The 23,800-nt window shown below is 60.0% G+C and carries 26 protein-coding genes and 1 pseudogene; 19 read left to right on the top strand and 8 right to left on the bottom strand.

Annotated features, from left to right (window positions below; genetic code table 11):
- Positions 1-77: 77 nt before the first annotated feature.
- The 4 genes from AACY13_RS09890 to AACY13_RS09875 all read left to right on the top strand — a co-directional run bounded on the left by AACY13_RS09890 (position 78) and on the right by AACY13_RS09875 (position 3,243).
- Entirely contained in the window at positions 78-953 is an 876-nt protein-coding gene (locus AACY13_RS09890) for a WYL domain-containing protein (protein WP_339461130.1), read from the top strand.
- A 151-nt stretch (positions 954-1,104) separates the two neighbouring features.
- Positions 1,105-1,491, top strand: a complete 387-nt coding sequence (locus AACY13_RS09885) for a hypothetical protein (protein ID WP_339461128.1) — start codon at positions 1,105-1,107, stop codon at positions 1,489-1,491.
- 9 nt (positions 1,492-1,500) lie between these two features.
- Entirely contained in the window at positions 1,501-2,172 is a 672-nt protein-coding gene (locus tag AACY13_RS09880; protein WP_339461126.1) for a hypothetical protein, read from the top strand.
- A gap of 63 nt (positions 2,173-2,235) precedes the next feature.
- Positions 2,236-3,243 (top strand): helix-turn-helix transcriptional regulator, encoded by a 1,008-nt coding sequence (locus AACY13_RS09875; RefSeq protein WP_339461124.1) that lies wholly within the window; start codon positions 2,236-2,238, stop codon positions 3,241-3,243.
- Positions 3,244-3,293: 50 nt separating this feature from the next.
- Here the strand turns inward: AACY13_RS09875 and AACY13_RS09870 are convergent, their stop codons facing one another.
- Both AACY13_RS09870 and AACY13_RS09865 read right to left on the bottom strand, forming a co-directional pair.
- Positions 3,294-3,956 (bottom strand): hypothetical protein, encoded by a 663-nt coding sequence (locus AACY13_RS09870; RefSeq protein WP_339461123.1) that lies wholly within the window; start codon positions 3,954-3,956, stop codon positions 3,294-3,296.
- On the bottom strand, positions 3,953-4,663 hold the full coding sequence (locus AACY13_RS09865) for a hypothetical protein (protein ID WP_339461122.1): 711 nt from the start codon (positions 4,661-4,663) through the stop codon (positions 3,953-3,955). Before AACY13_RS09865 ends, AACY13_RS09870 begins: the two co-directional genes overlap by 4 nt.
- 371 nt (positions 4,664-5,034) lie before the next feature.
- Between AACY13_RS09865 and AACY13_RS09860 the strand changes: the two genes are divergently transcribed.
- Together AACY13_RS09860 and umuC are read left to right on the top strand one after the other, a co-directional pair.
- Positions 5,035-5,472, top strand: a complete 438-nt coding sequence (locus AACY13_RS09860; RefSeq protein WP_339461120.1) for a LexA family protein — start codon at positions 5,035-5,037, stop codon at positions 5,470-5,472.
- A complete protein-coding gene (gene umuC / locus AACY13_RS09855; RefSeq protein WP_339461119.1) occupies positions 5,465-6,739 on the top strand; it encodes a translesion error-prone DNA polymerase V subunit UmuC in 1,275 nt (424 codons plus the stop codon). The genes AACY13_RS09860 and umuC overlap by 8 nt, the downstream gene beginning before the upstream one ends.
- Before the next feature lie 34 nt (positions 6,740-6,773).
- On the opposite strand, the gene AACY13_RS09850 is transcribed toward umuC, so the two are convergent.
- The 3 genes from AACY13_RS09850 to AACY13_RS09840 all read right to left on the bottom strand — a co-directional run bounded on the left by AACY13_RS09850 (position 6,774) and on the right by AACY13_RS09840 (position 9,720).
- Entirely contained in the window at positions 6,774-7,739 is a 966-nt protein-coding gene (locus tag AACY13_RS09850) for a hypothetical protein (protein ID WP_339461118.1), read from the bottom strand.
- A 327-nt stretch (positions 7,740-8,066) separates the two neighbouring features.
- On the bottom strand, positions 8,067-8,297 hold the full coding sequence (locus AACY13_RS09845; protein ID WP_339461117.1) for a helix-turn-helix transcriptional regulator: 231 nt from the start codon (positions 8,295-8,297) through the stop codon (positions 8,067-8,069).
- Positions 8,298-8,349: 52 nt separating this feature from the next.
- Entirely contained in the window at positions 8,350-9,720 is a 1,371-nt protein-coding gene (locus AACY13_RS09840) for a winged helix-turn-helix domain-containing protein (RefSeq protein WP_339461116.1), read from the bottom strand.
- Positions 9,721-9,885: 165 nt separating this feature from the next.
- On the opposite strand from AACY13_RS09840, the gene AACY13_RS09835 reads away from it, so the two are divergent.
- Both AACY13_RS09835 and AACY13_RS09830 read left to right on the top strand, forming a co-directional pair.
- Positions 9,886-10,689, top strand: coding sequence for a hypothetical protein (locus AACY13_RS09835; RefSeq protein WP_339461115.1), 804 nt, complete (start codon positions 9,886-9,888; stop codon positions 10,687-10,689).
- Between the two features lie 564 nt (positions 10,690-11,253).
- Positions 11,254-12,024 carry a sulfite exporter TauE/SafE family protein gene (locus AACY13_RS09830; protein WP_339461113.1) on the top strand — a complete coding sequence of 257 codons (771 nt, stop codon included), beginning with the start codon at positions 11,254-11,256 and terminating at the stop codon, positions 12,022-12,024.
- Between the two features lie 44 nt (positions 12,025-12,068).
- Here the strand turns inward: AACY13_RS09830 and AACY13_RS09825 are convergent, their stop codons facing one another.
- Positions 12,069-13,073, bottom strand: a complete 1,005-nt coding sequence (locus AACY13_RS09825) for an AraC family transcriptional regulator (RefSeq protein WP_339461111.1) — start codon at positions 13,071-13,073, stop codon at positions 12,069-12,071.
- Positions 13,074-13,243: 170 nt separating this feature from the next.
- Here AACY13_RS09825 and AACY13_RS09820 point away from each other — a divergent pair, with 170 nt between their 5' ends.
- The 6 genes from AACY13_RS09820 to AACY13_RS09795 all read left to right on the top strand — a co-directional run bounded on the left by AACY13_RS09820 (position 13,244) and on the right by AACY13_RS09795 (position 17,012).
- Positions 13,244-14,098: a MaoC family dehydratase gene (locus tag AACY13_RS09820; RefSeq protein WP_339461110.1), complete on the top strand. Its 855-nt coding sequence runs from the start codon at positions 13,244-13,246 to the stop codon at positions 14,096-14,098.
- A 92-nt stretch (positions 14,099-14,190) separates the two neighbouring features.
- Complete coding sequence (locus AACY13_RS09815; protein ID WP_339461108.1) at positions 14,191-14,505, top strand: nucleotide pyrophosphohydrolase; 315 nt, start codon at positions 14,191-14,193, stop codon at positions 14,503-14,505.
- Entirely contained in the window at positions 14,502-15,251 is a 750-nt protein-coding gene (locus AACY13_RS09810; protein WP_339461106.1) for a methyltransferase, read from the top strand. Before AACY13_RS09815 ends, AACY13_RS09810 begins: the two co-directional genes overlap by 4 nt.
- A gap of 54 nt (positions 15,252-15,305) precedes the next feature.
- Positions 15,306-15,899: a DUF4136 domain-containing protein gene (locus AACY13_RS09805; protein ID WP_339461105.1), complete on the top strand. Its 594-nt coding sequence runs from the start codon at positions 15,306-15,308 to the stop codon at positions 15,897-15,899.
- A 26-nt stretch (positions 15,900-15,925) separates the two neighbouring features.
- Entirely contained in the window at positions 15,926-16,489 is a 564-nt protein-coding gene (locus AACY13_RS09800; protein ID WP_339461103.1) for a DUF4136 domain-containing protein, read from the top strand.
- A gap of 34 nt (positions 16,490-16,523) precedes the next feature.
- Entirely contained in the window at positions 16,524-17,012 is a 489-nt protein-coding gene (locus AACY13_RS09795) for a GNAT family N-acetyltransferase (protein WP_339461101.1), read from the top strand.
- A gap of 190 nt (positions 17,013-17,202) precedes the next feature.
- Here AACY13_RS09795 and AACY13_RS09790 read toward each other — a convergent pair whose 3' ends face one another.
- Positions 17,203-18,102, bottom strand: coding sequence for a LysR family transcriptional regulator (locus AACY13_RS09790; protein WP_339461099.1), 900 nt, complete (start codon positions 18,100-18,102; stop codon positions 17,203-17,205).
- Between the two features lie 100 nt (positions 18,103-18,202).
- On the opposite strand from AACY13_RS09790, the gene AACY13_RS09785 reads away from it, so the two are divergent.
- Positions 18,203-19,075, top strand: coding sequence for an MBL fold metallo-hydrolase (locus tag AACY13_RS09785; protein ID WP_339461097.1), 873 nt, complete (start codon positions 18,203-18,205; stop codon positions 19,073-19,075).
- A gap of 156 nt (positions 19,076-19,231) precedes the next feature.
- On the top strand, positions 19,232-19,681 hold the full coding sequence (locus AACY13_RS09780) for a DMT family transporter (protein WP_339461096.1): 450 nt from the start codon (positions 19,232-19,234) through the stop codon (positions 19,679-19,681).
- Positions 19,682-19,715: 34 nt separating this feature from the next.
- Here the strand turns inward: AACY13_RS09780 and AACY13_RS22685 are convergent.
- Positions 19,716-19,934: pseudogene (locus AACY13_RS22685) on the bottom strand (SdiA-regulated domain-containing protein); the annotation flags it as partial.
- A 212-nt stretch (positions 19,935-20,146) separates the two neighbouring features.
- On the opposite strand from AACY13_RS22685, the gene AACY13_RS09770 reads away from it, so the two are divergent.
- From AACY13_RS09770 to AACY13_RS09760, 3 genes are all read left to right on the top strand, one after another.
- Positions 20,147-21,634 carry a SulP family inorganic anion transporter gene (locus AACY13_RS09770; RefSeq protein ID WP_339461095.1) on the top strand — a complete coding sequence of 496 codons (1,488 nt, stop codon included), beginning with the start codon at positions 20,147-20,149 and terminating at the stop codon, positions 21,632-21,634.
- Positions 21,635-21,650: 16 nt separating this feature from the next.
- On the top strand, positions 21,651-22,502 hold the full coding sequence (locus AACY13_RS09765; RefSeq protein WP_339461094.1) for a universal stress protein: 852 nt from the start codon (positions 21,651-21,653) through the stop codon (positions 22,500-22,502).
- Between the two features lie 137 nt (positions 22,503-22,639).
- Positions 22,640-23,761 carry a GGDEF domain-containing protein gene (locus AACY13_RS09760; protein ID WP_339461093.1) on the top strand — a complete coding sequence of 374 codons (1,122 nt, stop codon included), beginning with the start codon at positions 22,640-22,642 and terminating at the stop codon, positions 23,759-23,761.
- The last annotated feature ends 39 nt before the right edge of the window (positions 23,762-23,800 follow it).

Raw genomic sequence — 23,800 nt, 5'->3', positions numbered from 1 at the left:
AGAGAATATGTCGCTTTACCAGACACATCCACAGTGGTTACCTGTACAGGTAAATTTTTAAAGCAGGTGAATCCACGATGAAGCGCATGCAGTCGATCGAGTCCGTACGCTGGGATTTGGCCCTACGCTATCGCCTAATCGAGACAGTCGTATGGTGGGAAGGTCGCCTGACTACCAACCACCTGATGCAGAGCTTTGGCATTAGCCGCCAGCAGGCCTCAAAAGACATCAACACCTACATCAACGAGCACGCGCCGAAGAACTTGGAATATGACAAGTATCTGAAGGGGTATGTGCCGAGCAAACAGTTCACGCCACTGTTTATCGGTGACAGCGCTAGCGCTTATCTGCACCTGGTCAATCAAAACCATGATCGTGCCCCACATATCGAGGGCTTGGCGCTGGCCTACGCGCATACCGAAGTACTGCAAGTGCCGGACCGCACCGTGCGCGCGGAACTGCTGCGCCCTCTTCTGCGCGCCTGCCGCGAGGGGCTTCGCCTTGAGTGCGAGTACGTGTCCTTCACCACGCCGGACGCGGAGACCCGCTTGATCGCACCACACACACTGATTTACACCGGCATGCGCTGGCACGTGCGCGCGTATTGTGAGAAGAACAAAGACTACCGCGACTTCGTCCTCAGCCGCTTTCGTGGCGTGCCCGAGCTGATGGACGACAAGACCGAACATACCCGCGAGCAAGATCCGGGCTGGTCCAGCCAAGTGCAGGTCATCATCGAGCCGGACTCACGCCTGAAACCCGAGCAGCAAGCCATCATCGAAACCGACTACGGCATGCAGAACGGTCGCCTGGTTATCGAAACTCGCGGTGCGCTGGTGCAGTACGTGTTGCAGCGCTATCAAATCGATACAACCAAGGTGCACGCCAAGGCGACGGCGCAGCAGATTGTGGTGGTGAATCTGGATGAGCTGCAAGGGTGGTTGTATCACTGAAAACCGGGGCTGAACGGCGACTCGGCTATCCAAACATCTGCGCCTAGCCCCACGACCTTTATGCCTAACAGTTTACCCTGCGCTCATCGCGACGTATTTCGTCGCGTAGCTCCACCATGCTTCCGGTCATCAACACGACTGGAAGCCTGTCATGGACCGCCTGATCAAAGAAAACCTCGAAGCTCTTTTGCAAGATGCTTCGCACAGCAAACGCTTGGGTAGACGCATTATTAATCTCGCTGGCTTCCTTAGCTCAGGCGAGCCTCCCGCCACCATTCGCGAACAACTCAATCGTCTCTCGCGTTTACTGATTCAACAAGATGCCTTCGATGCCCTGCTGGAGCCCGTGACACTTATGGCCCGCGCAGGCCTGACGCACCTCATCGACGTGCATGCGATTCAATCAATGATCAGTAGCCTGGAGGAGTCGCGAAAAGCCATCCGCGAAACCGAAGACATCAACTATGCCGAGCTTATTGCCTGGCTGGTAAAACAGGCGCAGACACGCAAGATCATCCGCCTGAAGACGATTGACTGAGGAAGCTCCATGAACGAATCAGGGATGCACACTCCGGCAAGCTTGCGCATGCACGTAATGGACTTCAGCCTGCTAATTGAGTCCATTCATACCAGTCTAGAAAGGGATACCAATGCGCCCCCGGAACTGGGCCAGAGCGATATCTGCTTTGCGCTTAATGCGCCACTGGGCTATTCCGGCAGGGATATACAGGCTTCTGCACTAATCTATCTCGATCCGGAACCCTATCCGCGAGAGCTGCCGGAGCATGGCTATCAACTGGTGTATACGCCAAGCCCTTGGGCGGATACCTTTCTCGACTGGACTCAGCACACGATGCAGTTCCTTCGTGAGTCGCTATTCGGTACTGGATTGGTTTGCACTGATTTTGCTGACTTTCTACAGGTACTCAAAACCAGCCGAAGTCGACTATTGCGCTATGAGCTGATTGCTTACGATCACCCATGGCAGGTGCCTTACTCGAAGCTCGAAAAAATCAGGTTCAAGACCTTGTTCGCCATTCTCTTCGGCGCGACCGATCTCTCACTGACCATGTGGACCGAGCTGACCGAGACTATAGAAGCAGCCAACCCGAACCTCAGCGTTTTGAAATCAGGGATGAAGATTTACCCCTGCGAACCGCCTATGGTGATGCTGCTAGGGGAGACTGAAGACTCACAACGCAATCTCTGTTGCCCTTAGTTGCCGGCAGATATAAAAAACCGGCATCCTGCATTTGCCCTCGGCATGACAAGGAAGCCCCGTTTGCCCGCCAACTCCACACGCCGCACTTTGACCCGTCAGTGGGAGCTGCTCAAGCTGTTACCCAATCGTGGGCCTGGGCTGACCGCACTCGACCTGCAAAATCGCCTTCGCGATGCAGGTCATGATTCGACTAAACGCACGATTGAGCGTGACTTGGTTGAGCTGTCGCAGATTTTCCCACTGCAATGTAACGATAAAGGCACCCCTTACGGCTGGTACTGGATACCCGGTAGCTCTGCAGAATTACCGGGGGTAAGTCTGAGCGAAGCCCTTACCTTGCGCTTGGTTGAAGACAGCATTCGGCCATTGATACCCGCGGTAATGCTCAAAACGCTGGAAGCGCGCTTTAACCTAGCTCGGCAGAAGCTGGAGGCCATGAACCAAGAGAACCCGTCAGCACGTTGGCTGGATAAGGTATCCAGCGTTCAACCAGAACTGACACAGATCCATCCGCAAATCAGAGGGGATCTACTGGATGTCATTCAGCATGCGCTGATGAACGACACCCAGCTCAGCTGCCGCTACTACTCAGCACACAAGAATCAATTCCACAGTTTCACCCTTAACCCGCTGGGCTTAATTCAACGCGCCCACACCACTTATCTCATTGCTACAGCCGAACCGTTCGCTGACGTCCGCCAGTTCGTGGCTCATCGATTTGAAGAGGCACATCTGCTGACAAGTCCCTGTTTAATGCCCGACGGCTTCAGCCTGCAGTGCTATGTCGCTAATGGAGCCATGCAATTCGGCACCCATCAAAAAATTCAGCTCAAGGCCTGGGTAAGCGAAGGGCTTGCTCGTCTTCTGCAAGAAGCCCCCCTGTCAGATGACATGCTGCTGGTTGAAGAAGATCAGGGATCAAGTCTGACTGCCACTGTGAATGACAGTTGGGAATTTAAATGGTGGGTTCTTTCTCATGCCGGCTCAATTCAGATTCGTAAACCCAAGCATTTACGTGATGAGATCACGCACCGACTCCAGGCTGCTCTGGAGCTGCATGCAGACTAAGCCTGCTCCAGATCAGCGGGCGGAGAAACACAATCGGGAATGTCAGCGGCTCAATTCGAAACAACCCGATAATAGTCAGGCATGTCGTCCACAGACGAATAAACAACCACCTTATCTAGCTGCGCAAAGGGTTCCTTATCTTCGTCAGGCTCGATCAGCAGTTGCTCCACAGGGCGAGCAATCAATGCACGAAGATCGTCTAGCCCTCTAACGTCCGCAAGGCGTAGAGAATAAGTCCATTGACCGGCACCACCTTCGTTATCCGCCCAGCGAAAGAGTCGCGCTTTACCTTCTTTCAAGAGAGCCAAGCAGGCAGGGGCGATACCGTGCATCTCGAACCCCATGTAACAGTCGCCCGCGTAATTGATGGGGTCACTCCAGAAATTGATGTGCAATAACGGCTCCGAACACATGCCGCCTTCGGGGTTATCACACAGCAGCGCAATCTGGAACGACAGGTAACGGGTAACGTCTTGCTTGTTTTTTGGAGTGAGTTCCAAAGACCAAGCTACGCCCGTATAGACCCAGCCTTTGTCGTCTGTCTGGTAGCTATGGGACCACTTATCACCCGGCATGTAGATCTGCGACAGCGAAGGATACTCCAGCAGATGATTGATTTCCTGTCTCAACAACAGGCTTAGCGCTTCGCACTCCTGACCTACTTTTGATGCGAATTCGAGGCCTTTGGATATCGCTTGTCCAACATTACTCATTGCTCTGAACTCCGCACGGTTGACTGATCTGGCTCTGCGAAAAAGAAAATGGGAACTGACACATCTGCAATAACGCTAGCTGGCAACTCTTGAAAGCCGTGGAACGGTCGAACTGCAAGAAGATTCAGGAATTCTCCTACCTGCTCACCCCATCGTTTCAACTCAAGCCCAGCCCCGGTCTTGAGTGTCGGCAGTGTATTCAACACATCAAACCATGATCGCATCAGGAGTTTGCCGTTCCAGATATCGTCGCAAGCCTGAGCGTAGCTGGCTGCACTGGTTTCCAATCCAATAAAAAGATGAAGGCCATGATCTTGCTCTTCTTTCATGTAGGTGCCCCATTGCTCGTGCAATTGTCGCTCACCGCTCAACGGCGCACGCCATTTGAACTCGACCAGAAGAGTTCGAGTCTCGCAGCCCCAGGCTAAATCGACGCGCAAATCAGGTTCGATTCCGCACCGGCGTGGCCAGAAATGCATCTGCGCCTGTGTGGGCAAGCCATTAGGAAACTCATGCTCGGGGTTGCGCAAATGAACCAAGCCTACCCAGAAGGCACCGATTGCAGCAGGTGAGAGAAACGCGAGCGGCCCCATGATGATGGAGGTAATCTCGTCCTCCTCAGCCACTCGCCGCTCAGTGACGTCATCCCGGTGACCTAAGTAGCGGCGATAGAGCCTCGACTTTTTGTGACTGAATGCATGCAGCATGATTTACCTCGTTTGGTCGACTGCTTAGAGGAACTACAGATGAGGCTATTGGGCAACTACTTCAGCAAACCCTGAATTAGCTTCTACAACATCAACTAGCCCGACCGCCATACGCAACACGGGCCAAACCCAGCATCAGGGTTAAAGCAGCTATCAGCACAAGATGTTCAGTCAGCGAACTCAGCATGATCATGGCAAACCTCCTCGGGTTGAGATGAATCAACCATAGGCACCTGTAACGTTGAAGGCGATACGTAAACTTTTCACCCGTAAACATTTAGAGCACATGCCTATCTACACCGACGGACGCGCCTTGCTGGATCTCAAAATTGCCGGATACTGTACATAAATACAGCTAACGGCAATTACTCATGAGCAACGCCCTGATCCTTGGCGCACTCCACGCCAGCAGCATACGCCTCCCTTTCTTTGACGCGCACATACCGGCCGGCTTCCCCAGCCCGGCACTGGATCACATGGAACACAAGCTGTCCCTGGACGAGCTGCTAGATATCAATGCACCGCACACCTACGTCGTGCTGGTCAGCGGTGACAGCATGACCGGGGCGGGTATCTTCGATGGTGACCACCTGATCGTCAGTCGTGCGCTGGAAGCAAAGCCAGGCGATGTCGTGGTGGCGTGCTTAAACGGTGATGTATTCGTCAAACGCTTGGGCCAGTGCCAGAAGTCCTATGTGCTGCAGTCCGAGCACCCGGACTATGCGCCGCGCTACGTGCTGGACGATGACGAACTGATGATTTGGGGCGTCGTGAGCCACAGCCTGCGGAATCACCGTTCACATGCCTGAGCCTGTGTTTTCCCTAATTGACTGCAACAGCTTCTACGCCAGTTGCGAGCGTGTATTCCGGCCCGATCTACAGCGCACGCCGATCGTCGTGCTGAGTAACAACGATGGCTGTGTGATCGCTCGGTCAGCAGACGCCAAGCCTTTCGTGAAGATGGGCGCGCTATTCCACGAGATTCGCGGCGACCTCAAGCGCCAGGGTGTAGTGGCGTTCAGCAGCAACTATGCGTTTTACGGCGATATGAGCGAGCGTGTGATGAGCATCATTGAGGCACGCGTGCCTGCACTTGAGGTGTACAGCATTGATGAGGCGTTTGCCGACCTGACCGGCATGCCGGAATCACTGGAACATCTTTCCAGAACACTGCAAAACGAGATCAAACAGAAAACCGGCATACCCGTGGGCATCGGTATCGCCGGCACTAAAACCTTGGCCAAACTAGCCAATCATGCTGCCAAACGCTGGCAACGACAAACTGGCGGTGTGGTTGATCTACGAGACCCTGTCCGCCGCGACAAATTGCTCAAGGTTATGCCTGTAGAAGATGTGTGGGGCATCGGCAGACGTATGCAGGTTCATCTCAACGCACTCGGTATTAAAACTGCTTGGGATTTGGCCAGCTGCGACGCTTGGGAACTGCGCAAGCGTTTCAACGTGATCATCGAGAAAACCGCACGCGAGCTGCGCGGTACTGCCTGCTTAGAACTTGAAGAGGCCGCGCCGGCCAAGCAGGAAATCTGCTGCAGTAGATCGTTTGGCAAGCGTTTGAAGACCATCGAGCCAATTCAGGAAGCCGCCACAGCTTACGCCACAAGGGCTGCTGAGAAACTGCGCCAGCAGGGCTCACTGTGCCGGCAGATTCGCGTCAGCCTGCGCACCGGCATGTTCAACCCCACTGAGGCCAAATATGCCAATGGCCTACTTTGCCAACTGCCCTACCCGACCGACGACACGCGCCTAATTATTGCAGCAGCCCGAGAAGGCATAAGCCGGCTGTACCGGGATGGATTTAGCTACGCCAAAGCCCAGGTATTGCTTCTGGATCTGTGCCGACGGGATGAGTACACCCAGGATCTCTTTGCCCCCGAACAACCAGTGAAAACTGAGCGACTAATGAGCGCGCTAGATGCGATCAATGGACGCTGGGGGCGCGGAACACTGCAGCCTGGCCGGATAACCAAGCCCACTGATTGGGGCATGCGCAGGGAAATGCTTTCACCTGCGTATACGACTCAGTGGACAGGCCTGCTGGTAGCAAAGGCCAAGTAGCATTGCCGCTAGAAGTATGCAGCCATACTCTCCATCAACGGAGACGTTTCAGATTGCCCTTACGCAGGCATCGAGCCCCCGCAGGTTTCAAGCGCAGGTGCTGGGCATCCTTGACCAAGTATTTCATCGCCTTGTGCGTATGAGGCCGGGTCGCTTGATCCTCTCTCCGGATATGGCCAATGCCGCACTCATCGCCGTATTGCCCCTTGTCATGGTTGCAGCTTTCCATGTAACCCTGGCCACGCGTGACCACTTCCCACAACACCCCTATCTCGATGGCTTTCCAGACATCTCGACATACCTGGTTGCCATTGAAGAAGTAGGCTGCATGGATGTGGTAGCCCCTCCCGCCATTGCGGTCTCCCTGCTCCACTGAGTAGATGTGCCCGATGAGATGTTCGAACGTCGGATGACGGCTGTGCTTCTTGATTAGTGCATCCAGATCATCAAAGACGTGCTCAACACGCTGCCTGACCTGAGCTTCAGGGCGGTAGTAGAAGTTCAGCCGGATGATCGTTGTGCGCGAGTAAAGACTCATTAGAGCATCCGTATACTCCACGATCTCCCTCTCCTGCTTACGGGCGTCACAGCTAAGATCCCCAGGCCTACGCTGATACCACCGCTGACGGGTCAATTGACGAATCCGTGCGACTAGGACGTTCATGCTGTGGTGGTGGTCGAGATAAGCCGTACCCCGTTCATTCAGACAGGCAGGACCATCAAGATCACGCACAAGGCCTACGTCCTGGCAAGCCTCCTTGAACGCCTGTAGGTGCTCGCTGTAGCGGTACTCAACGCGATCATCAAAAAGGTCGATCATCTGTTGAATGTTGCTGAAATGCCGGGAGAGTCTGGTCTGCTCGACGTGCTCGTAACCTGAGCGGCTTTGCGTTATGCGAAATGCCGGTGTGTCGGACTTTTCGATGGCCTGGACTAGTGATTCGATCTGCAGGGCTATGTCGGACTGGGAGAGGTGGGTGTTGAGCTTGCGGTTGTTCATGGTGAGTACCTGATGGATTGTTGTCATACGAGGTACGTGTTCTGTTTCTTTTTACTGGTCTTCTTTCCCTCTGGCGGTAGTCAGTGGTGATAGGTAGTGATTATTACTATTGGATAGGCATAGTAGATAGTTAATAGCTATATCAATAGATGCAGCCCTGCCCATAACCGACCGTCCCGACCAGACCGGGCAATGGGGAGCAACATTGCCGAGCCGGTCGAGGGAATTCGCAAACGCCTCCTGGGGGAGTTACCTGAGAATGCCTGGCACACAGCCGGCATAAACGCCATGACCAGCCGAAGCCAGTCATAGCGCAGGTGGATAGTTCTAGCTGGCCATACTTAGGTGGCTAGCGGAGCGCACAGCAGTTTCCTCTGCCAGGTCGCGCGCCTCAATCCGAGCCAGGATCCATTCTTGCACCTCGCTTTCGACCCAACCGACACAACGGTCGCCCAGTGAAACCGACTTTGGGAAGGTGCCTTCCCCGATGTATTTGTAAATGGTCGATCTGGCTAGGCCGGTCGAGTCGCTGACTTCGTTTAAGCGAATAATCCTCATGAACAGGCTCCTCGTAGTTGTTCAGAGGATTTGCAAATGAGGTATGAAAAAACTAGCTAGAACGCCCACGACGCGGCGTAGTCAGTAACCCAGCCTTTTGCCTCAAGGCCACAGGACACGCGGCCTCCCTTGGGAGGCTCTTCGTCTGAGCCATCTCACCATTCTGCTTCACCTGCCAACCGCCGCCTTCAATCAATACGCCTAAACACGCATATCCTTGCTTCAGATCGCTAGGCATAAGCCTTAGGCTCATACCTGAAAGTGATAGCCCCTCAAACTGTGAAAGTCGCGCCTTGCACTCCTCGGCCTGCCGGACTGTCATTAACCAAAAGAAATCGATGATTTCCTGTTCATCGAGCAGGCTGCCGCCAGCCACATCCTTAATAGGCTTGCGGAAAAACGCACTGATGAGGTCGCGAACACCAAGGGCAGAATCTAAATTGGCCACGCCAACCTTCTCCCAGTGCCGCGTAAGCAGGTCTGTCACGCAGCCACTCAGAAAAAACTCGAGTCGTTCAAAAACATGCTTGGGAGCACTTCTGAAAAGGCGCAGAACCGAGATCGGCGTTGCAAGCTCAGAAGATGTAGGCCTGCTGCTAGCGGAGGGGCTACGCCACCGTGCAAGATCAAACCAGACCCCGCCCAGATAACGCCAATCGCCAGCCAACTCGTCCAAGCTCTCATGCACAGCGAAACCAATCCTGTCTCCATCAGGTGCAATTTGCCGATGGTTCAGGTTCAGCACGTAACTGCTTTTGAGTTTCTTCGCAAAAATGGGGCTAGCGACACCCGGCACATGCCGTCGAATAAACCCCAACTCAAGAAGCTTTCTGATTCGCTGCTTAATGCTTGTGGAGTCGAGCCCAGTGAGCCTGCATATATCTGCATTGCTCAGAGAACTGACAACGCCAAAGTCATCTGAATGGCCAAATAGCATGGCCAGAAGCAAACGGTTGGATCGGCTGATAAGTGGTGCTTGCTTCAATAATGCAATAGTCGTCTTCGCCCCTTTCACGGCCTTAACTGGCGCTCTACAAACCACTACGTCTGGACCGACAGCGTGAATGTGCGGCCCACTGATTAGATGTTCTATGACCTTTTGGTGAAGCACACCTGAAGTCGACTTAGATATGGAGCGCGCGAGTTTGAGCCGGCAAACCAACTCATCACGAATGCGGAAGGCTCTTTTCGGCCGACCGGCCTTCCGAGCCGGATCTACTGACGCGGTAAGCACCGATTCCTTCAAGAGCACTTCAAGTGCATCGGCACACTCTCCCGCTGGCACGCTTAGACCGGAGGCAAGCTCATCCACAGTGATTGGGCCTGTATCCGCGAATTTGTAGCGCAGGTAAAACGCTGCCAGAACAAATCTCGCCTTTGAATTAAGCGCCAAAGAATCCAGCAAGAGAATAGTAATAAGCATGCGGAACTCACTAGTAACCCACTAAAATATACCCTATTTACTATATTAGAGTGATCAATAACGCTATCTAATAGCGAAATGAAAAATGCAATAAGTACCGCTATACATAACGCTTATAAAAATAGCTACACTCCTCCCAGGAACGCATCGCACAGGGCCGATGAAATGGGACGTAAAAGAGTGCCTGGCCTAGAGTGGCTAGAGCCCGAAAATACAGAGCAGCGCCAGTGGGCCAGGGACTACCTGGAGGGGAAAGGCTTCGGAGATGAGTTCTTATACAAGGATAAAATCCAGCCGGGCGAGCAACCATCCCACCTAGAAATGCTAAATGCTGGCGTGAAGATCGAACGAGATCCCATCGCGCGTGAGCTATTTCGCGACATGAAAGATGCCTGGCGACAGGAGAGAAACAGAAAGAAGAAAAAAGATAGCGGCCACCAGGTGTGTGCCTTCACCTTCAGCACGACCACCAAATCCAATCTTCAAGAAATAGCCATGGCGCAAGGAACTAGCGCAACAGAGCTACTGGAAACACTGATTTCAAAAGCTCACAAAGCACATATTTCCAAAGCCAAAAAACAAAAAACGCCTCAAGCCAAGCCTGAAAAAACCGCTAGCAATACATTTGCAGGGGGTCGACAACCATCAGTAGGCAACACCGAAACCGCCCAAGGCCCCGCCTCTCTGGATGAGAATGCTCAAATTGAACTTGAAGCCACCTCAGCCCCCCAAGAAACAACTGGCACCGCCTCCAATGTCGTCGCCTCACCGAAACAAACGCCTGCAGCAGACAACCATGAACCGGCAATGCTGGATGATGTACTTGCCTCTTACCCCCATGAACAAACCGATGACACACAAATACACACGCCAGGACCGCACCAACCGCACTCCGGACCAAGAAAGAAGAAAGCGTTCGTAATGACGAAAACAGTCCCGCCAACTACCTACGACGAAGATCTCTGGTAACCCAGAGAAGCGAGCACCCGCACTAGAGTCTCGAACGAGCCAGAAGATAAGAAAGGTTTATGCTGACGCTACCGACATAGTGCTCGGCTTTGGGACTGGTTCCAGCCTATGTGACCTAGCTGGATGCACGACCTGGACATTACACAGGCTGCTCAACAGATGCATAGCAGCAAGCGAAAAGAGCAGCATTCACTCAATAACATCCCATACCTAATGCTGAGTGTGGGTAAGAGTGCGGGTAAAACAAAATACATTATATTTAATTGTTTAAATTCAATTAGTTATCAAGCAAAAGAGCCGGCCACAAGCCGGCTTTTTTATGCCTGCAATCCTGGCAGCCACCCTTCGGGCCGTCGCTACGCGACCTTAAAAACTGTTCCGGACAGTTTTTTATGCCTGCCCCCACCGCAGTCATTCTTCAGGTCGTCGCTACGCGACCTTAAAAATTGCTGCAGACAGTATTTATGCCCGCAATTTGACCCGTCTATACGCCAACGACCTTGGTCGACTTGGCCCCACCGCGCGCGCTGGTTAAGCTGCTGACCTTTTGCCCGAGCCGTTGCCATGCCTGTGTCCGAGATTCTGCTGCTGGTACTTGCCGGTTTCGCCGCCGGCGGCATGAATGCCCTGGCCGGCGGCGGCACGTTTTTCTCCTTCCCGGCCCTGCTCGCCGCCGGTCTGCCGCCGGTGACGGCCAACGCCACCAATGCCGTGGCGCTGTGGCCGGCCAGCCTGGCCGGGGCCTGGGCCGCGCGGGCCTCGCTGCGGCCATTGGGGCGTTATCTGCTGCCCTTGTTGGCGGCCGGACTGGCCGGTGGCCTGCTGGGTGGGCTGTTGCTGCTGGTCGGCGGCGATGCGGTGTTTGCCAAGTTGATTCCCTGGCTGCTGCTGGCGGCCACCGCGCTGTTTGCCGCCAGCCCCTGGCTCAGTCGCTGGCTGGCGGCCCGCCGCGCCGAGGCCGCACAACCGCCCCACGGCCCGCTGTCGCTGGGTGCGCATATCGGCGTGTCGATCTATGGCGGCTACTTCGGCGCGGGCATGGGCATTCTGCAACTGGCGGCGTTTTCCATCGAAGGCCATCCGCTGGCGCGGGCCAACGCCCTGAAAAACCTGATTTCGGCGGTGATCTACAGCGTCGCCAGCCTCACCTTTATCATCGCCGGGCGGGTCAGCTGGTACGAGCTGGCAGTCCTGCTGGTGGGGGCGACGCTGGGCGGCTATGCCGGTGGCGCGCTGGGCCAGCGCCTGCCGGCCAAGCTGCTGCGCGTGCTGGTGATCGGCGTGGGCAGCGGCATGACCGTCTATTACTTCTGGGTCACCTATTTCGCCCGGTAGTCGGTGCGCACTTACTGCATGGGGGTCGGTGCGCACCGCGCACCCTACTCGGCCTGGCCGCCCTTGCCGCGCTTGCGGAACTCCACCGGGGTCTCGCCGACCCAGCGTTTGAAGGCACGGTAGAAGGTGCTCGGCTCGGAGAAGCCGGTGCGTTCGACTATGACCTCGATGCGCTCGTCGGTATTGAGCAGCAGGTCCTTGGCCAGGCGGCAGCGGTAATCGGTGATCAGGTCGTTGAAGCGCACCCCGGCCATGGCCAGGCGCTCGCGCAGCCGCCGCGCCGGCATATTCAGGCGGGCCGCGACCTGTTCCAGGGTGGCACCGCTGTCGACCAGCAGTTCGCCGATCAGCTCGCGCACCTTGCGCACCAGATCCAGCCGTTCGACCTCGGCCAGTTGCCGGCGCGCCAGGGACTCGTGCATGCGCAGCAGTTCGGGGGCAGCGTGGCGCGAGGTCTTGTCCAGCACCGCGGCGTTGAACACCAGGGCATAGCGCTCACAACCGAACCGCCCCGGGCAGCCATAGACCTGCTGGTAACGCTCGGCGGGGGCACCCTCGGCATGGATAAACTGCACTTCGTAGGGACTGAAGTCGCCTTCGGTCAGGGCCGCGAACAGGCGGATCACCGCACCGGCGAGCATTTCCGGGAAATGCCGCGGCGTCCCCGGCACCAGGCCGAGCACCAGTACCGCGCGCTCGCCCTGCACTTCCAGGCGGGCATCGAGGGTGTCGGAGAGCAGGCGTACATAGCGCAAGGCATGCCGCAGGCCTTCACCGAAGGTCTCGCTGGAGAGAAACAGGTATTCCAGCAGCAGGCCATGGAAGGCCGGCAGATGCTGGGCCAGATACAGCCCCACATGCTCTTCGCCGCATTCGTCGATGGCGGCCTTCCAGAACAGCGCCTGGGCCGAATGGGGAAAGCGCCCGGCGGGTAAACCGCCAGGCGGCAGGCCGACGCGCGCCAGCACCCGATCAGGATCGGTTCCGCTGGCACGCAAGGCATCGAGCACCGGGCGCATCAGCGCCACGTCGTCAGTCAGGTCACGCATTTTTATAGGAGTTCTTGTTATCCGCGAGGCGCGGCCATCTTAGGCGGCTTTAGCCGTCTGGCTCAAGGCGCGATGACGATTGACTGGCCTGCCAGCCATCGGGACGACGCGGCCAATGCACTCTGCTGCCGTCCGACTAAGCTGCAGCCACCCGCCCAGAGGAGTTTGCCATGGCCATCGACTGGCTCGATCTACCCGCCCCATCCGCCCTGCCTGGTCTGTTTGCCCGCGCCGCCCTGCGCCGTGGCGTCAGCGGGCGCAACCTGCCGACTGTCGGCCTGCGCTGCCAGGTCAACGTCGACCCGGCGCACCTGGCGCGCTACCGGCAGATCTGCGGCTTTCGCGACGACGGCCTGCTACCCGCGACCTACCCGCATATCCTCGCCTTTGCCCTGCAGATGCAGCTGCTTACCGATAAACGCTTCCCCTTTCCGCTGCTCGGCCTGGTGCACCTGGAAAACCGCATTCGGGTGCTACGTTCCCTCGGCGGCCTGGGCCCCTTCACGGTCAGCGTGCAGGTGCAGAACCTGCAGCCCCACGACAAGGGCGTGACCTTCAGCCTGATCACCCAGTTGCACGACCAGCTCGGCCTGCTCTGGGAGGGCGACAGCCGCATCCTTTGCCGCGCCCTGCGCCTGGACGGCGCGGTGCCTGAACGCGAAGCCGCCGCCGAACTGCCGCAAACCACCCTCGTCCACTGGCAGGCCCCGGCGAATATCGGCCGGCGCTATGCGCGCATCGCCGGCGACTACAACCCGATTCATCTGTCGGCGGTCAGCGCCAAGCTGTTCGGCTTCCCCCGCGCCATTGCCCACGGCCTGTGGAACAAGGCGCGGGCAATAGCCGAACTCGGCGAGCGCCTGCCCAGTGCCGGCTATCAGGTCGAGGTGCGCTTCCAGAAACCTGTGCTGCTGCCCGCCGCCGTGCGCCTGCTGGCCAGCGAACCGGCCAGCAGCGGCCAGTTCAGCCTGCTCGGCGCGGACGACCTGCCGCATATGCAGGGCAGCTGGCAGCCGCTTGACTGAAATACCCCGCGCGGCTGCCGGTAACTGCCGGCCGCCGCTTGCACAGCGCAGGTGAACCCCCGAAGCTATGCTCCTCTTTGCAGGAGCGCCCGATGAACCTCGCCGAACTGACCGCCCGCATGCATGCCATTCGTGATCGCAACGACTGGCGGCAATTCCACAGCCCGAAGAACCTGGCCATGGCCGCCAGCGTGGAAATGGCCGAGCTGGTGGAAATCTTCCAATGGCTGAGCGAGGCGCAGTCACGCCAACTGAGCGCCGAGCAACTGGTCCATGCCGGCGAGGAAATCGGCGATATCGTCCTCTATCTGGTGCTGCTGTGCGGCGAGCTGGGCCTGGATATGCAGCAGGTGGTGCGCGCCAAGCTGGCCGACAACGAAAGACGTTTTCTCGGGGACGCGCAATGACCGATCGACACTTCGACGAGCTGGCCACCCGCTTCGCCGAGAAGATCTATGGCGGGGCCAAGGGCGCGATCCGCCTCGCGGTGCTCCAGGCCGACCTGGCCGAAGCCCTGCCCGACAAGCCGCTGCGGGTGCTGGATATCGGCGCAGGCCTCGGCCATATGTCGCTGTGGCTGGCCCAGCGTGGCCATGAGGTAACCCTGGCGGAACCGGCCGAACCCATGCTGATCGGGGCCCGCGAACGCTTTGCCGCCGCAGGCCAGCGCGCGACCTTTATCCAGGCCCCCTGGCAGGACCTGCTCGGTCAGCTTGAGCGCCCCTATGACCTGGTGATCTGCCATGCCGTGCTGGAATGGCTGGCCCAGCCCCATAGCATCCTGCCGGTGCTGCACCAGCTCTGCGCGCCCGGCGGCTGGCTGTCGCTGGCCTTCTACAACAAGGACGCGCTGATCTACCGCAACCTGCTCAAGGGCCACTTCCGCAAGCTGCGCAAGGCCGAGTTCGCCGGCGAGAAGCAGAGCCTGACCCCGCAGATGCCCCTCGATCCACGCGAACTGGCGGCGCAACTCGAGCCTAATTGGCAGGTCGAAAGCCAGAGTGGCGTGCGGGTGTTCCACGACTATATGCCGCAGCCCTTCCAGGCCAAGGCCGAGCTGATCGACCTGCTGGAAATGGAGCTGGCCTACCGTCGCCACCCCAGTTTTGCCGGGCTGGGCCGCTATCTGCACTGGATCTGCCGGCCACGCTGACAGGCCGTTGAAAAACTACCTGCCAAGCCCCTATTCGAGCAGCAGGAGCAGCACATGAGACAGCTCGGGACTCTACTGCTACTGGCCACCCTGGCGGCCTGTCAGAGTCAGAACCCCTATGTCGCCGACAGCGCGCCGCTGCCGCCGGCCCCGGCGCATGTGCCTGGGCAGCTGGACCCCAGCGCCTACCCGGCCGCGCCCCGCGACTATGGCCGCTACCGCACCTGGAGCTGGCGACAGTTACCCGCGGGCAGCGCCTGGGCCAGCTCCGAGCAGGTGCAGCAAGCCCTGAGCAATGCCCTCGACCAGCGCGGCCTGCGCCCACAGCGGGCCGGCATCGAGGCCGACCTGCAGGTCAGCGCCGAGCTGTATCTGCAGCAGCGTATCCGTCAAGTCAGCGAACCCTATGGCGGCCACTACGGCCACGGTTACTACGGCGACCGCTACGACATGTGGGGCAGCGCGCCGCGGGTGCGCAGTTACCGTGAAGAGGTCATAGTGGTACGTATCAATCTGTTCGATGGCCTCGACGGCCAGCCGGTCTGGAGCACCAGTGCCGAAACCCTCGCCGGCGGCAACCAGGGCGAACGGGCGGCGGCGTTGCGCAACGCGCTGCAACAGGCCCTGGCCAGTTACCCGCCGCACTGACTGTCAGCCTTTTCAGGAGAACGCCCATGCGCTTATCGCTACTGCTATTGCCCCTGGCGCTGCTGCTGAGCGCCTGTCAGACCGCGCAACTGGAGCGCGACTTCGACCCCCAGCGGGATTTCGCCGCCTACCGCAGCTGGAACTGGCAGGAACCGGCCGTGCAGTACAAGCCTGACGATCCACGGATCAGCAGCGACCTCACCGGCCAGCGGATTCGCGCCGCGGTCAGCGAACAGCTCGACCAACGCGGCCTGCGCCCCGCCGCCAGTGGCAGCAGCGGCGACCTCAAGGTACAGGTGTGGCTGATCGTCGATAACCGCCAGCAGCAGGTCAGCACCCACTTCGGCGGCAGCTGGGGCGACCCCTGGCGCGGCGGCTTCTGGGGCGGCCCCAGCCATGTGGAAACACGCACCCTGGACTATCAGGTCGGTACCCTGCAGATCGACCTGTTCGACGGCAAGGACGGCAAGCTGGTCTGGCGCGGCAGTGCCGAACAGGTGCTGCGCAACCGCCAGCCGAGCCCGGCGGAACGCGAAACGGCGATCCGCGCCACAGTCGCCAAGGTGCTTAGCCAGTATCCTCCGCACTGACCAGCCAGCCCCTGCCCCCTCAAGGATGACCGCCATGACGCCCAGCCCGCCGTTTGACCATCGCGCCGCCACGGCCCATGACCTGAGCGAGATCGTCACCTTCGCGCAGAACCCCGAGGAACTGTTCTTCTGCTACCCCAAAGCCGACTGGCCACTGAGTGTCGGCCAGCTGGCGGCGACCATGGCCGAACGCCGCGACAGCACCGTGGCGCTGCTCAATGGCCGGGTCGCCGGTTTCGCCAATTTCTACCAGTGGCAATACGGCGACTACTGCGCCCTGGGCAACCTGATGGTCGCGCCCTGGGCCCGTGCCCAGGGTGTGGCCCATTACCTGGTGAAGACGATGGAACAACTGGCCCGCGAGCACTACCACGCCAAGCGCATGCAGGTGTCCTGTTTCAACGCCAATAGCGCCGGCCTGCTGCTCTACCCGAGACTCGGTTACAGCCCCAGCGGCATAGTCGAACGCCGCGACCGCCAGCACCAGCGTGTGGCCCTGATCCAGTTCGACAAGGCACTCTAGCCGGGCATTGGCAAGGCTATATGCCCAATACGAATTGAGAGGCAATAAGCCGTAGGGTGCGCCGTGCGCACCAATAATCTGCAGCCGGCCCCGGTGCGCATAGCGCACCCTACAAGATCAGACTCCGTCACACTTGCGGTCGCCACCGAACCCACCGACCTGGGTGTTTCAAACCGGGTGAAGCACGGCTCTAGTGATCCCAGTCCGGCCGATCGACCAGGCGCTCCAGGAGGAAATCCAGCAAGGCGCGCAATGCCGGCGGCATCTGCCGGCGTGTGCCGTAGAGGGCGTGGATGCCCAGTTGCTGCGGTTCATAATCAGGCAACAGCTGCACCAGCGCCCCGGAGCGCAGATGCGCGCTGACCGAATAGCGCGGCTGCAGGCTGATCCCGCCACCGGCCAGGGCCGCCTCCAGCAGCACCATCGACTCGTTGGCGCTGAGGTTGCCGCTGACCGCCACGGCATGGGGTTCGCCGGCGCGGGTAAATTCCCAGATGCTGCGACCGAAATAGGCATAGCTCAGGCAGTTGTGCTGCGCCAGGTCCTCGGGCCGCAATGGCGTACCGTGCTTGGCCAGATAAGCCGGGCTGGCGCACACCAGCGAACGGCACACCGCCAGTTGCCGGGCGATCAGGTTGGGATCGAGCTGGTTGGTGATGCGCAGGGCCAGGTCGATACGCGCCTCCACCAGATTGACCGCCTGACTGCCCACCAGCAGATCGACGCTGACCTGGGGATGCAGATCGGTGAAATCGTTCAAGGCGTGCACCAGCCAGGCCTGGGCGAACGACTGACTACAGGCGATGCGCAGGTTGCCGCGCGGTGCATCATTGCGGCCCTGGCTGACGCCCTGCATGGCCTCGGCCACGGCCAGCATCTCGCGGCACTGGCCGAGCAATTGCTCGCCGGCCCCGGTCAGGCTCAGCTTGCGCGTGGTGCGGTGCAGCAGGCGTGCGCCGACCCAGCCCTCCAGCTCGGCCAGATAGCGCGAGACCATGGCCCGCGACATCTCCAGGGCCTCGGCGGCCGCGGTCTGGCTACCGCGTTCCACCACCTCGACAAATACCCGGGTTGCCGTCAGCCGATCCATTATTAGCCTATTTAACGCAACAAATATGTGCAGATTAGCGGGCTTTTTGCGCGATTTAAAGCAACTAAGATCGCCTCCATCCACTCAATCGGAGGTTGCCATGCCCACCCCACGCCTTATCCACGCCCTGCTAGCCGGTCTCGGCCTGCTTGCCAGCGCCAGCGCCGTTCTCGCCCAACCCCTGACGCTGGACGTCTATAACCCGGGCGACAAGGCAGTGTTCCCGGTGACCTCGACCCTGATCAGCGGCGAGCGCGATGCCATTCTGGTCGACGCGCAGTTCTCCACCCGCGAAGCGCAGGAACTGGTCGAGCGCATTCAGGCCAGCGGCAAGCACCTGACCACCATCTTTATCAGTCATGGCGACCCGGACTTCTACTTCGGCCTGGACACCCTGACCCGCGCCTTCCCTGAAGCCAAGGTCCTGGCCACGCCGCAGACCATCGCCTATATCGAGAAGAGCCGCGAGCCCAAGCTGGCCTACTGGGGGCCGATTCTCAAGGACAGCGCGCCGGCCCGCACCCTGGTGCCCGAAGCCCTGCAAGGCGACCAGCTGACCCTGGAAGGCCAGCGTATCGAACTCATCGGCCATGACCCCAAGCACCGCAGCCTGTGGATCCCGAGCATCCAGGCGGTGGTCGGCGGCGTGCTGACCTACGCCAATATCCACCCCTGGATTGCCGATGCACAAACCCCAGAGGCCCGTCAGGACTGGCTCAAATCCCTCGACGAGCTGCAGGCGCTGCAGCCGAAAACCCTGGTACCGGGACACTTTATCGGCCAGCCCAAGCTGAACCTGGATGACCTGCGCTTTACCCGCAGCTACCTCAACGACCTCGAAGCCGCACTGCCCAAAGCCAAGGACAGCCAGGCGCTGATTGCAGCAATGAAAGCCAAGTACCCGAATCTGCTCGACGCCAGCAGCCTGGAGCTCAGCGCCAAGGTACTCAAAGGGGAAATGCAATGGCCCTGAGCCGCAGCCGCTGATTAGCAGCGCATCACCCGCAGAAAAGCCTGGGGCGAACCCAGGCTTTTCTGCATGCGCCAAGCGCTAATCTGGCCTGACCGAGGCTGATCGAGCGGACAGGATTTGCGACATAATCGGGCACCCATGCCCTGGAGACGCCTTATGCCCGCCCCGATCTGGTGGTTACTCGCCCTGCCCTTTGTCGCCGGCGCCTGCCTGCCGCTGCAGGCGGGGATCAACGGCCAGCTGGCCAAGCAGGTCTCCAGCGTGCTGTCGGCCGCGCTGATCTCCTTTGCCGTCGGCACCCTGGCCCTGCTCGTCCTGGCGCTGGCGCAACGCGAAGTGCCCGGCCTCGGCGCGCTCAAGGGGCTGACCTGGTGGCACTGGAGCGGCGGCCTGCTGGGGGTGATGTTTATCGCCACCGCCGCCTTCGCCGGCCCCAAGGTCGGCGCGCTGCTGTTTATGGCCCTGGTGATCGCCGGGCAGCTGAGCATGGCCCTGGCATTGGACCACTTCGGCTGGGCCGGCTTTCGCGAGGCCCCGATCAGCCCCGGCAAGCTGGGTGGCCTGCTGCTGATCGTCGCGGGGATCTGGCTGATCCGCCGCGGCTAAACGAACCATCGGATTGCCCTAAGGCTTAATCGAGCTAAGGGTCGTGCTCGATGCAGTAGAACAGCTTGGGCTCGCTGTCGCGCAGGCCGGCGAAGCCGCTAAGCAGCGAACGAAAGCTGATCAGTTTGCCATCCTCGGCATCCAGTTCGATCAGCACCTTAGACTCATCGCTGAGCAGGGCCAGACAGCCCGCGGGGTGCGGCGACGGGGGCCTTATGTTAAGGTGGCCGCCCTTTTCGCCCGAATGGATAGAGACAGGTCGCAATGACACTGGCCCACCCATCCCGCTGGCTGCCCACGCCGCCTTAGCCCTTTGCGCATAGCCCGGACGGCTCGACCATTGCCGTTGCTATGCCCATGCGCGCTGGCCTCGTGGGCTGCGCCGCATTCATTCCACCCAGTTTTTATTAGCCCTTCCGCCCTGCCCTTGCGTGCATCAGCGGATCCCAGCCGTTGGAATACCCCATGCTGCAAAGCCTGAAAAACACCTGGTTCTTCAACATCCGTGGCGATGTGCTCGCCGGTCTGGTGGTGGCGCTGGCGCTGATCCCGGAAGCCATCGCCTTCTCCATCATCGCCGGGGTCGACCCCAAGGTCGGCCTCTATGCCAGCTTCTGCATCGCCGTGGTGATCGCCTTCGTCGGCGGCCGACCAGGCATGATCAGCGCCGCCACCGGGGCCATGGCCCTGGTCATGGTGACCCTGGTGAAAGAGCACGGCCTGCAATACCTGCTGGCGGCGACGCTACTGACCGGGCTGCTGCAGATCGGCGCGGGCTACCTGAAACTGGGCAGCCTGATGCGCTTCGTCTCGCGCTCGGTGGTCACCGGCTTCGTCAACGCCCTGGCGATTCTGATCTTCATGGCCCAGCTGCCGGAGCTGACCAACGTCACCTGGCAGGTCTACGCCATGTGCGCCGCGGGCCTGGGCATCATCTACCTGTTCCCCTATGTGCCGAAGCTCGGCCAGCTGATCCCCTCGCCCCTGGTGTGCATCCTCTCGATGACCGCCGTGGCCATGTATTTCGGCCTGGATATCCGCACCGTCGGCGATATGGGCGAGCTGCCGGACACCCTGCCGATCTTCCTCTGGCCGGATGTACCGCTGAATTTCGAAACCCTGGCGATCATCTTCCCCTACGCCGCCGCCCTGGCCGTGGTCGGCCTGCTGGAGTCGATGATGACCGCCACCATCATCGATGACCTGACCGACACCAGCAGCGACAAGAACCGCGAGTGCAAGGGCCAGGGCGTGGCCAATATCGCCTCCGGCCTGCTCGGCGGCATGGCCGGCTGCGCGATGATCGGTCAGTCGGTGATCAACGTGAAATCCGGCGGCCGTGGCCGTCTGTCGTGCCTGGTGGCCGGCGTGGTACTGCTGCTGATGGTGGTGTTCCTCTCGGAATGGGTCAGCCAGATCCCCATGGCCGCCCTGGTGGCGGTGATGATCATGGTGTCGATCGGCACCTTCAGCTGGGACTCGATCCGCAACCTGAAGACCTTCCCGCTCTCCACCAATATCGTCATGCTCGCCACCGTGGCGGTGACCGTCTACACCCACAACCTGGCCTACGGCGTGTTCGTCGGCGTGCTGCTGGCGGCGCTGTTCTTCGCCAACAAGATCGGCCACTTCCTCTATATCAACTCGGAAACCGACGCCGATGGCCGCCAGCGCAGCTACAAGGTGGTCGGCCAGGTGTTCTTCAGCTCCGCCGACAAGTTCGTCGCCGCCTTTGATTTCAAGGAGGCCGTTGCTAAGGTGGTGATCGACCTGTCCCGTGCGCACTTCTGGGATATCACCGCGGTGGCGGCCCTGGACAAGGTGGTGATCAAGCTGCGCCGCGAAGGCACCGAAGTCGAAGTGCTTGGCCTGAACGAAGCCAGCGCCACCATCGTCGACCGCTTTGGCGTGCACGACAAGGACAACGCCAGCGACCTGCTGTCGGGCCACTAATAAAAAGGAGAACAGCATGACCCAGGTAATGGCTTGCATCGATGGTTCCCTGTCCTCCCCGGCGGTGAGCGATTACGCCGCCTGGGCCAGCCTGCGCCTCGACGCGCCGCTGACCCTGCTGCACGTACTGGATCACAAGCAGTACCCGCCGCTGAGCAACCTGTCCGGCAATATCACCCTGGGCAGCCGCGAGCAGCTGCTCCAGGAACTGGCCGACCTCGACCAGCAGCGCAGCAAGCTGGCCCTCGAGCAGGGCCGCCTGGCGCTGGAGGCGGCCAAGCAGCGCGCCCAGCGCGATGGCGTACACAACCCGCAGCTGCGCCAGCGCCACGGCGATCTGGTGACCTGCCTCGGCGAGCTGGAGCAGGACATTCGTCTGCTGGTGATCGGACGCCAGGGCGAAACCAGCGACAACCTCAGCCAGCTGGTGGGCAGCCATCTGGAGAGCGTGATCCGCACCCTGCACCGGCCGATCCTGGTCACCCCGGGCCAGTTCCAGGCCCCGCGGAGCCTGATGCTGGCCTTCGATGGCAGCCCGACCTGCCACAAGGGCATCGACATGCTCGCCGCCAGCCCGCTGTTCAGGGGCCTGCCGATCCACGTGCTGATGGTCGGCGCGGACACCGGCCCGGCCTGGGAGCAGCTCAAGGAGGCGGAACAGCGCCTGGTCAAGGGCGGCCATCAGGTGCACCTGGCGATCCGCGCCGGCGAGGTCGAACCGACCCTGCACGCCTACCAGCTCGAACAGGGTATCGACCTGCTGGTGATGGGGGCCTACGGCCATTCGCGGATCCGCCAGTTCCTGGTGGGCAGCACCACCAGCCACCTGCTGCGTACCAGCACCAGCCCCCTGCTGATCCTGCGCTGAGCGAACGCTGACCTGAGGCGTGGCAGCACGCCCTCACATGCAGGTGCCTATGCCGTCGGTCCGCACTGGCAATTTGACAGTGCGTTTCATGCCGTAGCAGTTATGCTCAGGCTACAGCCTATCTGTGATCACAGGCCATGACTGACTCCGCCGCACCTCGCCAGCCCCAGGCCTTTGCCATCTGGCGCGAAGCCATGGACACCCGCAGCCGCTCGACCCTGGGCGGTGTCTATTACCTGCTGGCCTGGCTCCTGACCTGGCTGTTCAGCACCAGCCCCATGACCCAGCTCAGCCTGGGCCTGGCCATTGCCGCCCTGTTCGCCCTTCTACTGCTGCTGCGCCTGCTCCACCACCTGCCCGGCGAACAGAGTCCGGAGGCCATGCAGCACTGGCTCAACCGCCAGTGGGGGCTGATTCTGCTCACCGCCCTGAACTGGGGCCTGATCTACGCCCTGGTGCTGAGCCAGCCCCTGCTGAGCAGCGCCGCCACCATCGCCACCCTCAGCACCGTCGCCTTCAGCACGGCCATGAGCTTCAACTTTGCGATGCGCAGAGGCCGCGCCACCCTGGCCCTGCTGCTGCTCTACCTGCCGGGGCTGTTGATCATGGCCCTGGCCTGGGGCGAGCATTCGGCCACCCTGATCACCCTCGCGGCCTACTTCAGCTACCTGCTCCTGGCCCTCAACCGCAGCCACCGCGAGTACCACGCCACCCTGGCCCTGGAACTCAAGCTGCTGGAGCAACAGGAATCGCTGGAGGTGCTCAGCCGCACCGACAGCCTGACCCAGCTGGGCAACCGCCATCAGTTCAACAGCCTGTTTCCGGTGATGGTCGCCAACGCCCAGCGACAGCACGACCCACTGTCGCTGGTGCTGCTGGATATCGACTTCTTCAAACAGGTCAACGACCGCCATGGCCACGCCTGCGGCGATGCCTGCCTCAGCGCCTTTGCCGAACGCATGCGCCAGGTGTTCCGCCGCGACAGCGATGCCCTGCTGCGCCTGGGTGGCGAAGAGTTTGGTGTACTGATGCCCAATACCCCCCTGGAGCAGGCCTGTCAGCTCGCCGAAAGCTTCCGCCAGGCCCTGGCTCACCAGGGTTTCGACATCGACGCCAACAGCCTGCCGCTGACCGCCAGCCTGGGCGTCGGCTGCTTTGACCGGCAACGCGACCACGACGCCGCCGCCTTCTTCAAGCGCGTCGACGACGCCCTCTACCTGGCCAAGGGCATGGGCCGCAACCGCCTGCAACTGGCCTGAAACCGCGCAAGGCAAATAGCCATCACCCGACTAGACTCA

Source organism: Pseudomonas sp. EA_105y_Pfl2_R69 (assembly GCF_963970915.1).
GTDB lineage: Bacteria > Pseudomonadota > Gammaproteobacteria > Pseudomonadales > Pseudomonadaceae > Aquipseudomonas.
Note: the sequence above shows the minus strand (reverse complement) of the source record. Positions and strands in the feature narration are given on the sequence as shown.

Excerpts from the sequence above, each read along its gene's own strand:
- AACY13_RS09880 (WP_339461126.1), top strand. The coding sequence starts at position 1,501 with ATGAACGAATCAGGGATGCACACTCCGGCAAGCTTGCGCATGCACGTA.
- AACY13_RS09815 (WP_339461108.1), top strand. The coding sequence starts at position 14,191 with ATGAACCTCGCCGAACTGACCGCCCGCATGCATGCCATTCGTGATCGC.
- AACY13_RS09845 (WP_339461117.1), bottom strand. The coding sequence starts at position 8,297 with ATGAGGATTATTCGCTTAAACGAAGTCAGCGACTCGACCGGCCTAGCC.
- AACY13_RS09830 (WP_339461113.1), top strand. The coding sequence starts at position 11,254 with ATGCCTGTGTCCGAGATTCTGCTGCTGGTACTTGCCGGTTTCGCCGCC.
- umuC (WP_339461119.1), top strand. The coding sequence starts at position 5,465 with ATGCCTGAGCCTGTGTTTTCCCTAATTGACTGCAACAGCTTCTACGCC.
- AACY13_RS09860 (WP_339461120.1), top strand. The coding sequence starts at position 5,035 with ATGAGCAACGCCCTGATCCTTGGCGCACTCCACGCCAGCAGCATACGC.
- AACY13_RS09810 (WP_339461106.1), top strand. The coding sequence starts at position 14,502 with ATGACCGATCGACACTTCGACGAGCTGGCCACCCGCTTCGCCGAGAAG.
- AACY13_RS09850 (WP_339461118.1), bottom strand. The coding sequence starts at position 7,739 with ATGAACAACCGCAAGCTCAACACCCACCTCTCCCAGTCCGACATAGCC.
- AACY13_RS09795 (WP_339461101.1), top strand. The coding sequence starts at position 16,524 with ATGACGCCCAGCCCGCCGTTTGACCATCGCGCCGCCACGGCCCATGAC.
- AACY13_RS09785 (WP_339461097.1), top strand. The coding sequence starts at position 18,203 with ATGCCCACCCCACGCCTTATCCACGCCCTGCTAGCCGGTCTCGGCCTG.
- AACY13_RS09780 (WP_339461096.1), top strand. The coding sequence starts at position 19,232 with ATGCCCGCCCCGATCTGGTGGTTACTCGCCCTGCCCTTTGTCGCCGGC.
- AACY13_RS09885 (WP_339461128.1), top strand. The coding sequence starts at position 1,105 with ATGGACCGCCTGATCAAAGAAAACCTCGAAGCTCTTTTGCAAGATGCT.
- AACY13_RS09870 (WP_339461123.1), bottom strand. The coding sequence starts at position 3,956 with ATGAGTAATGTTGGACAAGCGATATCCAAAGGCCTCGAATTCGCATCA.
- AACY13_RS09820 (WP_339461110.1), top strand. The coding sequence starts at position 13,244 with ATGGCCATCGACTGGCTCGATCTACCCGCCCCATCCGCCCTGCCTGGT.
- AACY13_RS09825 (WP_339461111.1), bottom strand. The coding sequence starts at position 13,073 with ATGCGTGACCTGACTGACGACGTGGCGCTGATGCGCCCGGTGCTCGAT.
- AACY13_RS09805 (WP_339461105.1), top strand. The coding sequence starts at position 15,306 with ATGAGACAGCTCGGGACTCTACTGCTACTGGCCACCCTGGCGGCCTGT.
- AACY13_RS09770 (WP_339461095.1), top strand. The coding sequence starts at position 20,147 with ATGCTGCAAAGCCTGAAAAACACCTGGTTCTTCAACATCCGTGGCGAT.
- AACY13_RS09835 (WP_339461115.1), top strand. The coding sequence starts at position 9,886 with ATGGGACGTAAAAGAGTGCCTGGCCTAGAGTGGCTAGAGCCCGAAAAT.
- AACY13_RS09890 (WP_339461130.1), top strand. The coding sequence starts at position 78 with ATGAAGCGCATGCAGTCGATCGAGTCCGTACGCTGGGATTTGGCCCTA.
- AACY13_RS09840 (WP_339461116.1), bottom strand. The coding sequence starts at position 9,720 with ATGCTTATTACTATTCTCTTGCTGGATTCTTTGGCGCTTAATTCAAAG.
- AACY13_RS09790 (WP_339461099.1), bottom strand. The coding sequence starts at position 18,102 with ATGGATCGGCTGACGGCAACCCGGGTATTTGTCGAGGTGGTGGAACGC.
- AACY13_RS09760 (WP_339461093.1), top strand. The coding sequence starts at position 22,640 with ATGACTGACTCCGCCGCACCTCGCCAGCCCCAGGCCTTTGCCATCTGG.
- AACY13_RS09765 (WP_339461094.1), top strand. The coding sequence starts at position 21,651 with ATGACCCAGGTAATGGCTTGCATCGATGGTTCCCTGTCCTCCCCGGCG.
- AACY13_RS09865 (WP_339461122.1), bottom strand. The coding sequence starts at position 4,663 with ATGCTGCATGCATTCAGTCACAAAAAGTCGAGGCTCTATCGCCGCTAC.
- AACY13_RS09800 (WP_339461103.1), top strand. The coding sequence starts at position 15,926 with ATGCGCTTATCGCTACTGCTATTGCCCCTGGCGCTGCTGCTGAGCGCC.